General features: G+C 33.2%; 12 protein-coding genes. 2 read left to right on the top strand and 10 right to left on the bottom strand.

Going from position 1 to position 16,020, the window contains the following annotated elements:
• Positions 1–257: 257 nt before the first annotated feature.
• Positions 258–1,055 (top strand): DNA/RNA non-specific endonuclease, encoded by a 798-nt coding sequence (locus tag DK508_RS14820; protein WP_109301573.1) that lies wholly within the window; start codon positions 258–260, stop codon positions 1,053–1,055.
• Between the two features lie 6 nt (positions 1,056–1,061).
• Here the strand turns inward: DK508_RS14820 and rodA are convergent, their stop codons facing one another.
• The 6 genes from rodA to purH all read right to left on the bottom strand — a co-directional run bounded on the left by rodA (position 1,062) and on the right by purH (position 8,242).
• Positions 1,062–2,315, bottom strand: a complete 1,254-nt coding sequence (rodA, locus tag DK508_RS14815; RefSeq protein WP_109301572.1) for a rod shape-determining protein RodA — start codon at positions 2,313–2,315, stop codon at positions 1,062–1,064.
• A complete protein-coding gene (mrdA, locus tag DK508_RS14810) occupies positions 2,315–4,186 on the bottom strand; it encodes a penicillin-binding protein 2 (RefSeq protein ID WP_109301571.1) in 1,872 nt (623 codons plus the stop codon). The genes rodA and mrdA overlap by 1 nt, the downstream gene beginning before the upstream one ends.
• The gene (gene mreD / locus DK508_RS14805; RefSeq protein WP_109301570.1) at positions 4,183–4,689 is read right to left on the bottom strand and encodes a rod shape-determining protein MreD; all 507 of its coding nucleotides are present in this window, start codon (positions 4,687–4,689) and stop codon (positions 4,183–4,185) included. The genes mrdA and mreD overlap by 4 nt, the downstream gene beginning before the upstream one ends.
• Positions 4,682–5,506: a rod shape-determining protein MreC gene (gene mreC, locus DK508_RS14800; RefSeq protein ID WP_109301569.1), complete on the bottom strand. Its 825-nt coding sequence runs from the start codon at positions 5,504–5,506 to the stop codon at positions 4,682–4,684. Before mreC ends, mreD begins: the two co-directional genes overlap by 8 nt.
• A 131-nt stretch (positions 5,507–5,637) precedes the next feature.
• Positions 5,638–6,666, bottom strand: coding sequence for a rod shape-determining protein (locus DK508_RS14795; protein WP_109301568.1), 1,029 nt, complete (start codon positions 6,664–6,666; stop codon positions 5,638–5,640).
• A 43-nt stretch (positions 6,667–6,709) separates the two neighbouring features.
• Positions 6,710–8,242, bottom strand: a complete 1,533-nt coding sequence (gene purH / locus DK508_RS14790; protein WP_109301567.1) for a bifunctional phosphoribosylaminoimidazolecarboxamide formyltransferase/IMP cyclohydrolase — start codon at positions 8,240–8,242, stop codon at positions 6,710–6,712.
• A 151-nt stretch (positions 8,243–8,393) separates the two neighbouring features.
• On the opposite strand from purH, the gene DK508_RS14785 reads away from it, so the two are divergent.
• The gene (locus DK508_RS14785; protein WP_109301566.1) at positions 8,394–9,647 is read left to right on the top strand and encodes an ABC transporter permease; all 1,254 of its coding nucleotides are present in this window, start codon (positions 8,394–8,396) and stop codon (positions 9,645–9,647) included.
• 9 nt (positions 9,648–9,656) lie between these two features.
• Here DK508_RS14785 and DK508_RS14780 read toward each other — a convergent pair whose 3' ends face one another.
• The 4 genes from DK508_RS14780 to DK508_RS14765 form a co-directional block, all read right to left on the bottom strand.
• Positions 9,657–10,094 carry a retropepsin-like aspartic protease gene (locus tag DK508_RS14780; protein WP_109301565.1) on the bottom strand — a complete coding sequence of 146 codons (438 nt, stop codon included), beginning with the start codon at positions 10,092–10,094 and terminating at the stop codon, positions 9,657–9,659.
• A complete protein-coding gene (locus DK508_RS14775) occupies positions 10,091–12,700 on the bottom strand; it encodes a CHAT domain-containing protein (RefSeq protein ID WP_160114727.1) in 2,610 nt (869 codons plus the stop codon). Before DK508_RS14775 ends, DK508_RS14780 begins: the two co-directional genes overlap by 4 nt.
• Complete coding sequence (locus DK508_RS14770) at positions 12,681–14,663, bottom strand: PKD domain-containing protein (RefSeq protein WP_109301563.1); 1,983 nt, start codon at positions 14,661–14,663, stop codon at positions 12,681–12,683. The genes DK508_RS14775 and DK508_RS14770 overlap by 20 nt, the downstream gene beginning before the upstream one ends.
• A 226-nt stretch (positions 14,664–14,889) precedes the next feature.
• Positions 14,890–15,933 (bottom strand): hypothetical protein, encoded by a 1,044-nt coding sequence (locus DK508_RS14765; protein WP_109301562.1) that lies wholly within the window; start codon positions 15,931–15,933, stop codon positions 14,890–14,892.
• Positions 15,934–16,020: the final 87 nt, after the last annotated feature.

The following is a 16,020-nucleotide window of genomic DNA, read 5'->3' as shown; positions in this document are numbered from 1 at the left end:
TTTAGAGTTATCATATTGATTATTCGAGATATGATAAAATATTTTAGCTTTCTAAGATAATATATTATTCAACCTTCAAAAAATTAACTTCTCTAAAATAGTAATTTAAATGATTTATTATGATGTGATTAATGTTACAAATAATAATTGTTTGTCCGTATTTATAAATGTGTAGTTTGAAATGTTATTAATATCGGGGGATAGCTACACGTAAATATTTGATTACTTTTGTGCTTCACTTTTTTAACTTTTCCAAATTGAATAGAAAATACCTTTATCCTCTTTTAATCATTTTAGTCACAATAGGGTTTTATTATTTTGAAGAAAATATTGACAGCATCACAACAGTTTCTGAAGAGAAAACTGATGATAGCAATTACAGTTTTTTCTTTTTGCCTACCTCAACAACAGGGTCAATTGTTGCTCATGATTATTATTCGTTGTCATATTCTGAAAAGCATGAGCAAGCAGAGTGGGTAGCTTATGAGTTAAAAAAGGAACATTTATCGACTAATGAATTTAAGAGACCCTATTTTGAAAAAGATAAAAAAGTAAGAACATCTTCTGCCGATTGGCGTAATTATAAAAACTCTGGATATGACAGAGGACATTTATGCCCTGCGGGAGATAGAAAGTTCACATATGATGCCTTTGAAGAAACTTTTGTGACCTCTAATGTTAGCCCACAGAATCATGAATTTAACAGCGGTATATGGAATACACTCGAGCAAAAAACAAGATATTGGGCAAAGAAATATGATGGAGTGTATGTAGTTACTGGCGGAATATTAACTAATGATCTCAAATCGATAGGATATGAAGCCGTTTCGGTACCGAAATATTTTTATAAAATCATTTATGATAATTCAAAAGGTCATGCAAAAATGATAGCTTTTTTAATGCCGCATAAAAATTCTAATAAACCATTGAAAGAATTTGTAGTTTCGACAGATAGAATTGAAGAGATTACGGGGATTGACTTTTTCCCAAAATTAGAAGATGAAATTGAAATAAAATTAGAGGCCTCTTCTTCTATAAAGGGGTGGAAATTTTAAACTCCACTACCATTCATTTACTCGATTAGCGTCGAGTTTAATAAATATAAAAAGCAATATTGTAAATCCCCAAAGACCAGATCCTCCATAACTAAAAAATGGTAGAGGAATACCAATAGTTGGTATTAACCCTGTTACCATACCAATATTTATGGCAAAATGTATAAACAGAATACCAACAACACTATAGCCGTATACCCGACTAAATTGATTCTTTTGCCGTTCGGCTAGATGTATTAATCGAATTAGTAACAAAAGAAATAAAGTAACGATGGTTGTAGCTCCAAGAAAACCCCATTCTTCACCAACAGTACTAAATATATAATCTGTATGTTGTTCGGGAACAAAACCTCCTTTAGTTTGGGTTCCTTCTTTCCAGCCTTTACCGGTCCAACTACCACTACCAATAGCAATTTGACTTTGATTGGTGTTGTAACCAATCCCTTTGGCATCTACTTCTTTTCCTAGAACGATATTGAAACGATCACGATGCCTTTGTTCAAATACATTATTAAAAATGTAATTAACCGAAAAGCAGAAGCCTGTGATAATAATAATGGTAAGGAGATATCTTGAATATTTTGGTTTTTGTTTTCTATTTCTAACTAATATAAATATCATTATGGCTGCAATTGCCAGTACCACCCAGAGTGGATTAAAAAGTAAAGTAAGTATAAAAAGAGCCGCTGCAGAAGCACCTACAATCAGATATATAGCTGCCAATCCTTCTCTGTATAAAGGGAAGAAAAAAGCTGCATAAACTAGGGCACTCCCTGGATCCGGTTGAGGTATAATTAAAAGAGCAGGTATAGCAATGATTAAAAAAGCTCTTAGTTGGTGGCCAATATATTTAATATTGGTTTGCATATCGCTCAAGAATTTAGCTAATGCTAATGCGGTAGCCGCCTTTGCGAATTCTGAAGGTTGTAGCCCTACAGGACCAAAAACATACCAAGAAGTTGCTCCAGAAATTGTTTTTCCAAAAACAAACAAACCTAGAAGAGAAAGTAATGATATTACATAAATTAATCCAGCAAAACGTTCATAAAACTTAGCCTCAATGGCTTGAATGATAATTATGATAACAAAACTAAATAATATCCAATACGCTTGTTTAATATATACTTGTGTGAGATCAGTAAAAGAAAAGACCTCATTTTCGAAGGACGCCGAGTAAATATTACCCCATCCAAATCCAACTAATAATAAAAACAATAGGACGGTAATCCAATCTATAGCTGCTACACTAGATTTTGCCATTATTGATTAATTTTAAAAGGTTCGCCACTATGAGGTTTGGCATATTCTTCTTCGAGACTATGTGTAAGAATCCAATCTTCAAGGTCTTTTCTTGAAATGGTTCCTCTTAGGTGTTTTTCTATCATTAAAGATGCTATTCTACCTGCATATCGAGCACCCCAATATCCATTTTCGACAAATACGGCAAGTACAATTTTTGGATCATCTTTTGGAGCAAAGGCAACAAATACAGAGTGATCCGTTAGTTGTGTTTTAACACCATCTATTTTCGTGAAGTTTTCTGCCGTTCCGGTCTTTCCGCAAATTTCGATACCTTCTACTTGTAAAAAACTGGCAGTACCTTTTGTATATACCTCATGCATACCTTCGACAACGGGGTCAAAGTGTTCTTTGTTGATTGTAGTGTATTTGGGTTTGGTGTAATTTTCATTTTCAATAGGCATGCCATCAATAGCTTTAATGATATGTGGAGTGTGATAATATCCTCTATTGGCAATTGCGGCCGTCATATTCGCTAACTGGATAGGAGTAGCTAGTACCTCACCTTGTCCGATAGAATTAGAAATTGTACCCGTGGCATACCATTTATATTTCGGGTACTGATATAAACGATTATAATATTCTGCAGTAGGTACTTTTCCTGGCCTTCCTGCAGCCAAGTCGTTTCCTAAATAATTTCCAAGACCAAAACTTTGTACATGTTTTCTCCAGGTATCAAGACCTTCTTGGGGAGTATCGTATTTTTCGATAATTCTTCTGTATACCGTAGCAAAATAAGCATTACAAGAATTGGCAATACCAGGAATCATATTTAAAGGACTCCTGTGGGAGTGACAGCCTAGTTTTCTTCCATTTTTCCCATAATAATATCCCATTCTACAGGATACTGTTTCTTTTAGGTCTATAACATTTTCTTGTAACCCTATAAGTGCGTTAATCGTTTTAAAAGGAGATCCAGGTGGATATTCACCTTGCAGGCCTCTATCAAATAAAGGTTTGGCAATAGTGTCGTAGTATAATTTTGTGAAATTAGGAGATCTTTTTCGCCCTACCAGTAATTCTGGTTTATAGCTCGGGGCGGTAATTAATGCCAAAATTTCTCCGGTAGACGGTTCTAGAGCAACAATACCACCTCGTTTATTCTCCATCAATTTTTGCCCATAGGCCTGTAGCCTGGCGTCTATAGTGATTGTAAGATCTTTCCCGTTTACTGGTAGTGTATCAAACTTTTTGTTCTTGTATGGGCCAATGTCTCTATTAAATCTATCTTTTTGAATACGCTTTACACCTTTTACACCTCTAAGCTCTTTTTCATATTGTTTTTCTACACCATCAATTCCTATAAGATCTCCAGAAATATAATATGGATCTTTTTGTATTAGGCTTTCATTTACTTCGCCGATATATCCCAATACGTTAGCGGCATTGACAGTTTGGTAATCTCTAAGTGAACGTTTTTGGATGTAAAATCCATCAAATTTCCTCATCTTTTCTTGAAGATAAGCATATTCATCTTTGGTCAATTGTGGGATAACGATAGAAGGTACTCTTGGTGAGTAAACCCTAGCTTTATGTAACCTTTTTACGAGTTTATCTTTAGAAATGTTTAAAATTGAACAAAACTCTAAGGTGTCAAAGGCTTTTAACTCTCTGGGAATTACCATGACATCATACGAAGGTTGATTGGTAACCAATAATCTTGCATTTCTGTCATAAATTGCACCTCTTTGAGGGTAATCATAAATTACTTTGATAGCATTGTCTTCAGAGAGAGAAGCATACGAGGTGTTATAAATTTGCAAGTAAAAGAGCCTTGCAACAAAGACAATACCTGTTGTAATAATGATTAAATACAATAATAACTTTCTCATGAATCGTTTCTTCTAAACAATACTAGGACCAACATAGTGATCACAATAGTAAATAGACTGGAAAATAACGTTTTTTTGGCGATTAATAGTATATGAGAGAAGTTAAAAATTTCCAACGAAAAAAGCACGATCTGATGCGTTAAAACCATTATGGTTACATAAGCTAGTTTTTCTCCAAAACCTATACTTCCTAATTTGACGGTCTGGAATTCGTAACTAAGTCCAAAAACAGATCGTAGTGCAACTGGTCTAAAGAAGGCTATGACTATACAAGCAGCGGCATGAACTCCTCCAGAATCTCCAAACATATCTATCGTAAGTCCTAGGATAAAACTTATAAGAAGAAAAAGACTTTTATTGATGTTTATAGGAGCCAAAAGAATAAAAATAATATAGATATACGGGTTTAACGATCCTAAGAAATTAACATGATTAAGAATTAATACCTGAACCAATATCAGTACAATAAACCTTATGATATGTGATGCCGTATCTTTATTCATTATTTGCAGTCTCTAAATCTTTAATTTCTTGAACATCACTACTCTTTATCGAATATACAAAACCAATATTAGTCATATCATTAAATAGTTTTACATCGATTAGGTAGTAACTTTTATTTTGATCTAATGAATAATTGGCAATGGTTCCAATGCCAATTCCTCTTGGGAAAATAGTAGAACGACCATTTGTAATAATGGTATCTCCTTCTTTTAGAACGGCTTGTCGAGGTATTGTTTCTAATTGCACAATATTCGGATCTTTTCCGTTCCAAATTAAAGAACCGTATTGATTAGAATTTTTAAGACCAGCATTGATACGTGAGTTGCTATTAAGTATAGAAATGACTCTACTGTAATTTGTCGAAGTATTCTCTATAATACCTACAATGCCTTTATCTGTTATAACTCCCATATCTGGAGATATACTGTCTTTTTCTCCTTTATTGATTAAAATATAATTATCGATTTTGCTGTAATCATTTTTAATTACTCTAGCTTTTATAAAAGTGTATGGTCTATTGAATGATGAAGTATCTATGTGTTTAATTGCAACAGAATCGATACTTAAGGAACTTAATTGATTTCGCAAACGTTCATTTTCGGAAAGAAGACGTTTGTTTTCTGTTTTCAAATTAAAATAATCACTTACAGAATGTTGCCAGCTATATATCCCACCACTTAAAAAATTGGTTGAACTCACAAACTTACTTTTATGGTAAGAATGTGATTGTATCGTAAAAACTAATGATAATAGTAATAACAAAAGAAAGAGCAGAAAATGTTTGTTTCGGATTAAAAAATTAATAATCTGCTGCATGATCTAAAATCTGGTTGTTTCTTTAGTTAAGTGTTTGTTTATATGTGACTTTAATGCCTCATATATACACATTAAAGCAGGATAACGTAAAATCAGAAATTTAGGTATATTCTAAAAGTGTTTTTTTTACACTATTTAATTAGTACGCTTTTATATCTGTTTAGATTCTTAAGTGTAATTCCTGTTCCTCTTACTACGGCTCTAAGTGGGTCTTCTGCAATATACACTGGTAAGTCGGTTTTTTGAGATAATCTTTTATCTAATCCACGAAGCATAGATCCACCTCCTGCAAGATAAATACCAGTATTGTATATGTCGGCAGCAAGTTCTGGAGGGGTTTGTGATAAGGTCTCCATAACTGCATCTTCGATACGTAAAATAGATTTATCTAAAGCTTTGGCCATTTCTCTAAAAGAAATTTGTACCTGTTTTGGTTTTCCTGTTAAAAGATCACGCCCTTGAACATTCATTTCTTCAGGCGGGATTTCAAGATCTTCTGTGGCAGCCCCAATTTGAATCTTTATTTTTTCTGCTGTTCTTTCTCCAACATAAAGGTTATGTTGGGTGCGCATATAATAAATGATATCATTGGTAAATACATCTCCTGCGATTTTCACAGATTTATCACATACAATACCTCCAAGTGCTATTACGGCGATCTCGGTAGTACCACCACCTATATCTACAATCATATTTCCCTTTGGTTGCATAATATCTACACCGATACCAATTGCAGCAGCCATAGGTTCATGAATAAGATAAACCTCTTTTCCGTTTACTCTTTCTGCACTTTCCTTAACTGCGCGCATTTCTACCTCAGTAATTCCAGAAGGAATACAGATAACCATACGCAAAGCAGGAGCAAATAGTTTTTTCTTTAATGCCGGAATATCTTTGATAAACATACTTATCATTTTTTCACTGGCATCAAAATCTGCTATTACACCATCTTTAAGCGGCCTAATTGTTTTGATATTTTCATGAGTTTTTCCTTGCATCATAGCAGCTTCTTTTCCCGCTGCTATAATTTTGCCAGACATAATATCTCGTGCAACTATAGATGGACTGTCAACAACAACTTTGTCATTATGAATCACTAATGTGTTGGCGGTACCTAAATCTATTGCTATCTCTTCGGTAAAGAAGTCAAAAAATCCCATAAAATTCAAAAAAAGGGGTTAAAATTTCGTAAATGTAATAAAATTAATGTTTAAAATGGCGTGTTCCGGTCATAACCATTGCAATTCCGTTTTCATCACAGTAATCTATACTAAGTTGATCCTTTATTGAGCCACCTGGTTGAATTACAGCTTTTATTCCTGCATTATCTGCCAATTCTACACAATCGGGGAATGGAAAAAAGGCATCACTCGCCATTACAGCTCCGTTAAGATCAAAATTAAAAGATTTTGCTTTCTCTATAGATTGTCTTAAAGCATCAACTCTGGATGTTTGCCCAGTACCACTGGCATATAATTGTTTTCCTTTAACAAATACAATAGTATTTGATTTGGTGTGTTTACATATTTTTGAAGCGAATAAAAGATCTTCGATTTGCTCTGCTGTAGGTGATGTTTTTGTTACCGTGTTTAGATCTTCATTAGTATCAGTTTTAAGATCTTTATCCTGTACTAAGGAACCATTAAGACATGTACGTACTTGAGTTTGTGGCAAATCAATGTTCTTTTGTATTAAAAGAATTCTATTTTTCTTTCCTTTTAATATTTCTACAGCTTCAGAACTAAATGAAGGAGCAATAACGACTTCACAGAATAGTTTGTGAATCTCATTAGCGGTAGCACTATCTATTTCAGTATTACTAATTAAAATTCCTCCAAAAGCGGAAATTGAATCTCCCGCTAATGCGTCAATATAGGATTGAAGCACAGTTTCTCGTTGGGCTAATCCACATGCATTATTATGTTTTAGGATTGCAAACGTAGGTGCTTCTCCTTTAAATTCATTCATTAAATTTACAGCAGCATCAACATCTAATAAGTTGTTGTATGATAATTCTTTGCCATGTAATTTGTCAAACATAGCTTCAAAGTCACCAAAGAAAAATCCTTTTTGATGTGGATTTTCTCCATAACGCAGTACTTTTCCTTTGGTTTCACTTATTTTAAGTGATGGAATAGCATGATCATTGTTGAAATAATTAAAAATAGCAGTGTCATAATGAGAAGAAACATTAAAAGCTTTAGCAGCAAAACGTTTTCTGTCTTCTATAGAAATATTTCCGTTTCCTTCGGTAATAACATTCAAAAATTCTGCGTAGTCATCTACTGAAGCAACACAGGTAACATCAGCAAAGTTTTTTGCAGCTGCTCTAATTAAAGAAATCCCTCCGATATCAATTTTTTCAATGATATCTTGCTCGGGTGCTCCAGATGCTACAGTTTTTTCAAAAGGATATAAGTCTACAATAACAATATCGATTTGCGGAATCTCATATTGTTCAAGTTCTGCAACATCACTATCGTTGTTTTGACGATTAAGAATCCCACCAAATACTTTAGGGTGTAAAGTCTTTACTCTTCCTCCAAGAATAGAAGGGTAAGAGGTAACGTCTTCAACAGGGATAACATTAATACCTAAATCTCTAATAAATTTTTCGGTTCCACCGGTAGAATAAATAGTGACATTAAGTTCGTCTAATTTTTTTACGATAGGTGCTAATCCGTCTTTACTGAATACAGAAATTAATGCAGATTTCGCAGTTTTTGTGTTGCTCATGAGAAGTTTTCGTTAGTAAAACGCAAAAGTAGCAATTTACTTACCAATTAGACAACCTATTATATGTAATTGTTTACTATAAATTGTAACAAAAAACCAAGGAAAACGTCCTATCTTTAGATTATTTAAAATCTTAAGCAAAAAATAGAACATGATCATCTATCTTAGAGTACTTAAGGAGAGCTTTTATTTTGCCGTAAATGCACTTGTGAATAATAAGTTAAGAACCTTTTTGTCGCTTCTTGGAGTGACTATAGGAATTTTTTCTATTATCGGGGTGTTAGCCGCAGTCGATTCTTTGAAACAAGAAATTAAAGGGAGTATCAGTTCTTTGGATAATAGTACAATCTATTTAATGCGTTTTTCTTTTGGCCCTACAAATATACCCCAGTGGAAACGAGAACAATTTCCTGATGTAACTTTTGAAGAGTATCAATATATCAATAGAGCAATGCCTAATCTTAAGGCTGCAAGCTTTATATTAAACGTCGCTCCAGAAACAGTAAAGTATCAAGATGAAAGTGTTAGTAATGTTGAAATTGCACCCGTTACAAATGATTACTATGAGATTGAAGAATTACAAATAGCGAACGGGAGATTTTATAATGAGCAAGAATCTGTTGCAGGAACACCAGTAATTGTTTTGGGCGATGAGATAGCTAATGGTTTATTTGGATCTTCAGATCCGATAGGAAAGAAGATACGTTTGTATGGTCGTAAACTTACTGTTATTGGAGTGCTAAAAAAAGAAGGATCTGGGCTTTTTGGTAATTCTAAAGACACTGCGGTATTTCTTCCCGTTAATTTAGTGAGGAAGATTTATGGAGATAATAATAAAGCTTCTTTTCCGGCAATAATTATAAAACCTGATTCGGATATTGATGTAGCAGAATTTGTGGCGGTATTAAAGCAAAAAATTAGAACATTTCGTGGGATGAAAGCCGATGAGATTGATAACTTCTTTGTGAATCAATTACAAGGCTTCTCGGATTTTATCGATAATATCACCGGGCAAATGAGTTTTATTGGTCTAATTATAAGTGGGTTTTCATTGCTTGTAGGTGGGTTTGGAATAGCAAACATCATGTTTGTGAGTGTAAGAGAAAGAACTAACCTTATTGGAATCCAAAAATCTCTAGGAGCAAAGAATAAATTTATCTTATTTCAATTTTTATTCGAGGCCGTAATATTATCTCTAATAGGAGGGCTTATTGGTTTATTTTTGGTTTGGATTATCTCGATTTTGGCCTCGCAGTTTACGGGTGATTTTGAATTTATATTGTCTCCAGTAAATATTATGCTAGGAACTATAGTTTCTTCTATAATTGGATTAATATCGGGTATTTTACCAGCTATTTCTGCTTCAAGATTAGATCCTGTTGAGGCTATTCGAACAGGAATGTAGAGGTCTTACTTATTTTAGATACATGCATTTTCTTTCATAATCAATAATTGCTTTTCCGCTTTTAAGGACATCAGCACCAATAATACCGTCTACAGGTTCTGCATTATGATTAATTAAAGCTTCATTTACATGTTTAAGATCAAACAGGATTAATGACACTCTTTTTTTTGACCAACTACCGATCTGTATCGAATTCTTTTTCGAAAGTTGAGTGATCATATCTGTGGCTCCGGCTCCGGCAGCTTTTACGTCACTATCTTGAGCGAAAAGGTCAAATTTTTCTACAGCTTCAAAACCAACACATGAGTTGGAAGCTCCAGTGTCTACAATAAAATTACCTTGAATACCATTTAATGTTGCTTTGACTTCAAAATGATTTGTTTTGGTAAAAATTAATCGAATGCGATGATATTCTTTATGAGTCAAAAATTTTCTTAGTGTATTCATGTTCTGGATTGAGGAAATCTGCGTAAAAATAATATAATTAATATGAATAGAACAATACTTACCCCATACCATACATAGTTCGAGGAAGAATTAGCCTCAATTTCTCCATAATAAACAAAAGCCGCCCAGTGATAAGGTGATTTTTGTGCATTTGTAATGTTTTTGTCATTTAAGTAATCAAGTTTGGCTTGATGTAAAGCATTTCCTTTTATATATGATGTCTTAAGATTTTTGTAAAAATTCCGCATCAATTTGGAGGTGGTAAGATCGTTAACTTTCCATAAGGAGAAGAGTGTGTTCTTTACTCCTGCATATTGAAATCCTCGCCCTATACTTAGAGGTCCTTCACCTTTTGCAAGTTTGCCGACACCTGTTTCGCAAGCACTTAAGACCACTAAATCTGAGTTAAGTTGCATGCCATATAACTGGTTTACAAAAATATCGGTATTGCTAAACTTTATAGAAGCTGGTTTTGTAAAGGAGCCCGATTCTGCATGTGTAGATAGGTGCAAAATATCGTGTTTTTTAGCTTCGTTAATAAAATGCTCATATGTTGCCTGTTCTTTTTCTATAAAATTTCCTTCAAAATATTGTTGGATATAGTTGCTCTCTGTTAAAGAAAAAGGTAATTCTATTTCGGTGTTTTCAAAAACAGGAAAAGTACCTAAGACAGTTTGCTTTTTTTGATTGAACGAAGTTGATTTTACATATTTATTAGCCGAAATTTCATAGCTCAGTTCTGTAGATTTTATCAAAAATGGCATTTTTTGAAAGTTCGTAAACGCTACTTTTTCTGTTAGCAAAGCTTCGAAAGGAATAAAATTAAGAAGGCCATCAGGAATAATGAGCAATCGATCATTGTATATCGGTAATTGCAGTATTTTATATGCATTAAAGGCCTCTTTTGAAAACCCTATAGGGTCATTTGTGATATTTGAAGGAGAGTCGTAATAATGAATATATTTTTTGATTACTTTTTTAAGAACTTCGGGATTTTTAATTCTTTTAATTTCATAAGAATTAGAATCTATTATAAATTGATATATGTTGCTTTTACCATAGAAATATTCAATTAAAGTTACTTGATTTTCTTCTAATTTTTTTTGAAGTAAGGAGACAGATATTTCTTTCTGAGACAAACCTAACTCTGGATACTTATTTTGTAGTTCTTTTATGTTTTTCTTTAATTCAATTGATATGATGTCATGGGCTTCCGTCCATTTTTGTATTTGATTAATATTGGCTTTATTTTTTTTTAATTTCTCTTTTAATAATAATGTTTCATAGGTAGTCAACTTTTGATCTAATTGATTCCTTTTAGCGACTAAAGAATCATTTTTATATTGAGAAAGTACCTGTTTAGAGAGTATAGCTTGGTTTACAAAAGGGGCCTTGGAGTTTTCTGTTGCTATAAAGGCCTGTGTGATATATTTCTTATTTAAGGTAGATTGATACAATAAAAAAAGAAGATCGATATAAGATTCGGTTCTGTTTCTATTTTGAGAATGTTGAATAATTTTCGTTTCCTGAAGAGGGTATTGGTTGTTTAATAACGCATTAACTTTAAAAGCGATATTGTACACTTTTATTGCTTGTAAAGGTTTTTGTAGTTGTGTATTTATATAGGCATGAGTGTCTAAGGTTTGTAGAAGGATTTTGTCGGCAATAAGATCCTTTGTCATTGGGAACTCATTTTTTTTGTCGTATGCCGGTAATAGGGCAGAATATATTTCTTGGATAGTCTTTTTTGCTTCTTCAAATTCGAGTTTAGAAATTAAAACATCGGTATACGCCAATTGTAATTTTGCAATAGATCTGGTATTGGTGTTTTTATGTCTTAGCAAGTTAGTCTTTGCTATAGTAATATAGTTATAAGCATCCTGTAGCTCTTTTTTTTCCAAAGAAACCGATGCTAGTATTTGATATGCATTTATTTGGGTAGCATCTAATACAGTTATTTTTTTTGCAATATTCTTAGCTTCAGTTATATTACCTAGGCCTAAATGGTTGGTTGCAATATTGGTGAGGATATCTAGATTGTTAGGAGCAATAGTCAATCCTTTTTGCAATAAAGTAAGGGCGTTAGAGTATTTGCTTTGATTGTGATAAGCAATAGAAAGGTTGATGATTGCTGATAAGATTTTTGGAATATTTTGAGATTGTTCTGCCAGATATAAATAATTTTTTATCGTGGTTTCTGCTTTGGGGAGATCTCCAATTTTGATATACAAATTGCCTAAAGGTTGTAAGCAATTTTCGATAATGTCATAATCAGATAGTTCATTTTGATAAAAGGCTTGCCATGCTTTTTCATAATGTAATATAGCCGAAGAAGAACTGCCAAATTGATTTTTGTAATACCCAATATTACAATGAATAATAACCCATGCTAGTTGATCTTGCTTGGTGTATAGTTTATTCTTTTTAGAATCGATGATTTTACTCATGCGCAAAGCCCTTGATGAGGTAGGGTTTTGCAAAAAATGATCTAATTGTTGATATAGGAATTCTGATGTTCCTGCCTCTTGATATGCTAAAAGCTTGTCATTAATTAGCAGAGAAAGAATGACAATGGAAAGGAGTGCTCTAAAATTTCCAAATCCCATATAATTGAATTTGAGAGTTGGGAGTATCAAAATTGTAAACATATCGCGCACCAAAACTAGGTCCAATTCGTACTGTTCCCAAGTTCATCCCTATAAAAATACCTGTTTGAAAGTTGGTTAAGCTATTATCAATTTCTTGAGTATTAAAAGAGTTAAGATCTACATTTGGATTGATACTACCATCTTGGCTAATAACAAAACCTTGACCTGTGGTTTCTTGATCATTTTTGCTGGTGAGATCGAGTTTTAGTTGTACGCCAGCACCCATGGCGAAAAAATTATTGAAATTATATCGAAAAGATCCAGGTACTGCATATACAGAAATGTTGTTCAATTGATTTAATTCTGAAAATCTAATCAAATTACGGTTGCCAACAGCATCAGTAGTGTTTGTTTCAAAATTTCTAATGTTATTATATGATGAAGCAGAAAGCATGAGTTCTGCCTGATAATAACCTCTATAGGATTTAAAAGGGGATATAGTGGCCCCCACAAAATATTCTTGTTGATTATTAAATTCGGGAACAATAATATATCCTGCTTTTGCTCCTATAGATATACCTGGCATGAATCGAGTAGTTGCGTAATTAGTAATTATAGGATCGTTTTTGTCAAAGTATATGGCAGTACGACTTTTGGTTTTTTTCTTATGAAAATCTTTTCCGAATTTCATAGAGTATTTTACAAAACCCTTTGTAGAATCTATCTCTGTTACTTTTTTTTGTGCACTCCCCGGAAGGTAAATCCTATTAAATTGAAAAATAATTTTATCTTTTTTTAAAATGGTGTCTAGACAACTATAATTCACTTCTTTTTCTTTGGGACAGATAGGGCACTCGGGATACATCCCATCAATTTGCAATGTGGATTTATCGAACATTTCTGGTGTATCAACTTCTAATTTTATAGTATTAGCAGGACCTTCTCCATTATTTTGAAAACGTACTTTAAATTTAAGACGTTTAAATCGTACCAGTCGATAATTCATCAACCAACCATTAGATGACATTTTATTGGGATCATGAGAAGTAACGATTTCCATCTCTGTATCTTTCACCGTGTGATTGCCAAAATTCTCGTCGGGGACATACACACTTCTTAAAGTTACGATCGCACTGGTATCTTTAATCATTTCTGGAGTAGTTCTTAGAGTTCTAAAAATATTCCGTTCTTCGCCAGGTTGCATATTGTTAAAAGTTATTACTTGATGATTGCGATATAATGCTTTTGATTCTTCTAGAGTTAAGGGAAGGTTTTTTCTTTTTGTAGTATCCTGAAAGTGTAAGGTTTTGTTGATAAGAATGGTTTGAGAGTAAGATGCTAATAACGTATGATCATCATTTTCTGGAAGTACTTCGGCAATCGGAATTAGGGGAGCAATGTTTTCTCCATGGTGCAGGCGGGTATCTTCTAGAATAAAATTGTCATTTTTAAATTGATTATCGTTATAAAAGAGATAGAGTTTCCCGCTAGAAACATAATTATTAGTGTTTTTATAGCTAGTAATAAAAATCATTTCTTGGTCGGGGATAGGTTCTCGATTTCGTTTTAGAATTAAATCTTGATCGTCTATAAATAAGGAGTTTGAATTTATCGAAGCCTCATCAATGGAGTGATCTATAGTTATCGATTTAGGTCTGCTAGCTGGCGGTTTACCGTTGTCATAATTGTTAGTGGCCCAAAGTTTAGTCTTGTAATCTCCTTGTTTTTTATAAGTATGGGTTGGTGTTGCTTCAAAACTGTAATTTCCGTCACCAAATTCCCAGAAATACGTATAAAATGCTTTAGGAGCGCCTGCTATTTGATTGAGTGGAGGCATTTCGGCTCCAAAAATTATTTGATTTCCATTAATTTCATGTGATATAGGCGCGACCCTAGGGATGGTATCATGTATTCGAATTTGCGATATGCACAAATTTGAAAATAATAATATACTAAGAAGTACTACTGAAAAATCCCTCATGATTTTCTTTTGTTGTTACTAAAGATAGTTAAAAAGTTAAATTATTGATATTAGTAATAATATCAGGATTATGATTATAGTAACCTAGGTTGTTTTGTATTGATATTGTAACCGGTTATTTTGTAGTTAATCACAAAAAATTCCGGAAGGTTCTCCTTCCGGAATATATATTGGAATATACTGTAACCCCCGTTAACCTATAGTCATATTCCAACATAAATAAAAATTATGGTAATGCATCTATAAGTGCAACTAGTTCTGCTTCTGTACCCGTTATAGTAGCGCCAATAACTTCAAGATGGTCTTCTTCTATCGTGGCTGCTTGGATTGCATATACGTATTGATCGTTTTGAACTGAAACGAAAATTATATGTACTTCGAGTCCTATAGGTATAAGACCATAGTGTTCAGAAAATAAACCAGTTTGAGAGTCGTATATGTCTAATAAAGCTAAAGTTGTTGGTTCTCCATCATAAGTAACATATACATTACAGTTGGTGTTGTCATACCCTTCAGGTACATCTACTTGCAGCATTGTTTTTGGCCTTGGATCACTATACCAACGATCGATATTTGTCCAACCAAAATTGCCTATAAAACCAAAATACCCAGTTACTCCTGTTCCATTAGGACCTTCTCGTTGTATCATTTCTAAATCTTCTGCTTGTTCATCTTCTTCCCAAACCACATCGCATTCTAAATCATTATCACTATTGCAATCATTATTTACACCATTAAAAAGAACCATTTGATCATCAAAGTCATCTGTAGGAGCGAATATTTGAATTGCATTTGCCAATTGTAATTGTTCTTCGTTTTTAAGAGCGTTTATATAAAATTCTCCACCAGAACTTAATGTTTCAACATCTCCGTTGGGGCGTTTACCATTTGTAGGCATTTTTGTGAGTAACATTTTGGCTTTATCATAAATTTCTACTAATTCGATAGTGACGCTTCCGGTAACTGGGTCACCATTTTGATGTAAAAGACTATTAGCAGGAAAATAAAGAATAGTACCATCTTCGCCATAAACCTCACCACCCGAAGTTGCGTCTATGTTTATGATCTGTTTAGCTTCATTTCTGTTTTCAATAATTTTGGCAGTAACTTCTAATCCACTAATTGATGGTGGAACACTAATCCCATTATCATCATTGTTACAGCTTGCCAAAAAAAGAAGAGTAAATACAAAAAAGAGTTTGCCGATTATTGTTTGTTTTGCATACTTACTATTGTTTGGTGATGCGTTTTTCGTTTTTTTTGTTTTCATTTTAATTTGCTTTTAAGATTTATATTTTCATATCAAGGGCATTTGTTTTTTGTTACCCCTCTTATTAATTGATTAATTTTTTTTTGT

It is taken from the genome of Aquimarina sp. AU474 (assembly GCF_900312815.1).
Lineage (GTDB): Bacteria > Bacteroidota > Bacteroidia > Flavobacteriales > Flavobacteriaceae > Aquimarina.
The sequence above is the reverse complement of the archived record's forward strand: the minus strand, read 5'-3'. Positions and strand labels throughout refer to the sequence as shown.